Origin of the sequence: Flavobacterium orientale, assembly GCF_014638005.1 — a bacterium.
Taxonomy (GTDB): Bacteria; Bacteroidota; Bacteroidia; order Flavobacteriales; family Flavobacteriaceae; genus Flavobacterium; species Flavobacterium orientale.
Genome location: NZ_BMFG01000029.1, coordinates 1 through 1470, shown reverse-complemented (window position 1 = coordinate 1470; position 1470 = coordinate 1). Strand labels below are relative to the sequence as shown.

The following is a 1470-nucleotide window of genomic DNA, read 5'->3' as shown; positions in this document are numbered from 1 at the left end:
TGCAAGCACAAGACAACACCAACCCGATAGCTAACGTTTTAAGCTTTAGCAACGGTACTCCAAATCAACAAATCATTTGGGTACGAGTAGAAATAATAGCTACAGGTTGTTACAGTATTGTACCGCTAACACTTACGGTTAATCCGATACCGGTGTTACCACTTTCTCTACCTTCGTATAGTTTGTGTGAAACCGACCCAACGGATGAGCGAGAAATTTTCGCTATTAGAGATTATGTATCAGCGCAATTACCAACACCGGGCTATGAGTTTGCATTTTATTTCAGTGAAGCTGATGCAGATAACAACCAAAGCCCGCTACCGGATAACTATGAAAATGTAGCCAACCCACAAACGATATGGATTGTAGTGACCAACGAAACTACAGGATGTAGCAACAAGACAGTTGTAGACCTTAGAGTAGAACCCCGTCCGATATTGCAGTTACCACTAGGAGGATTAACCTTGTGTGATGACAATGGAGAAGGTTATGGTAATTTTGATTTGGCAGCAGAGGTAAACAATTTACTCAATGGAGCCACAGGGGTAACGGTAACCTTCTATGAAACACTTCAAAATGCGGAATTGGCAGTAAATCCAATCCCATCAAGTCCGTATGTGAATATTACACCGTATCTACAGTTCATCTACATCAGAGCAGAGAACGATGTTACGGGCTGTTACAGCACCTATACTTTGACATTAAATGTCAATCCATCACCCATTATTCCGGTGGATTTACCCAATCTAACCCTATGTGACCAAGATGGTAACCCACAAAGCGGCACAACGGCCTTTGACCTTACCCAACAAAACGCTATTATTTTAGCGGCACAACCGGCAGGTTTGGGCAGTTATACGATTCGTTACTTTACAACAGAAGCAAACGCACAAAACAATACCAGTGCTATTGTTCCGGCAACAAATTATATCAATACCACAAGTCCACAAACGATATGGTACCGCGTTAGCAACAACACTTCGAACTGTTTCTCCATTGGAACGTTCCAGTTGATTGTCAACACGCCATTGGCACTGACAACACCAACGCCACTGGCACAGTGTAATCCGGATAATGACAACTTTATGGAGTTTGATTTAACGACAAAAGATGCGGAGATTACCCAAGGATTACCGGGCTATACCGTAACGTATTACCCGAGTTATGCTCAGGCCTTATCAGAAACAGGTCCGATTACTAACCCAACGGCTTATACGAACCTTACTCCGGCACAAACCCTTGGTGTGGTAGTAACAAGTCCACAGGGATGTAAGAGCTTTATCAGTTTGACCATCCGCGTACTTCCAACTCCGATAGTAAGCACCCCACCATTATTGGAGGTGTGTGACAACACCAATCCGGGAGATAATGAAGAAGCGTTTGATTTAACGACCTATGAAGACATCATCAGAAACAACGATCCGGATATCACCTTTGCGTACTTCCCAACCCAGGCAGACGCGATAGCGG

General features: G+C 43.7%; 1 protein-coding gene. It reads left to right on the top strand.

Annotation, left to right across the window (positions count from 1 at the left end):
* The coding region (locus IEV15_RS14495) for an FIDD domain-containing protein (RefSeq protein WP_505661212.1) at positions 1-1470 on the top strand (1470 nt) is incomplete at both ends.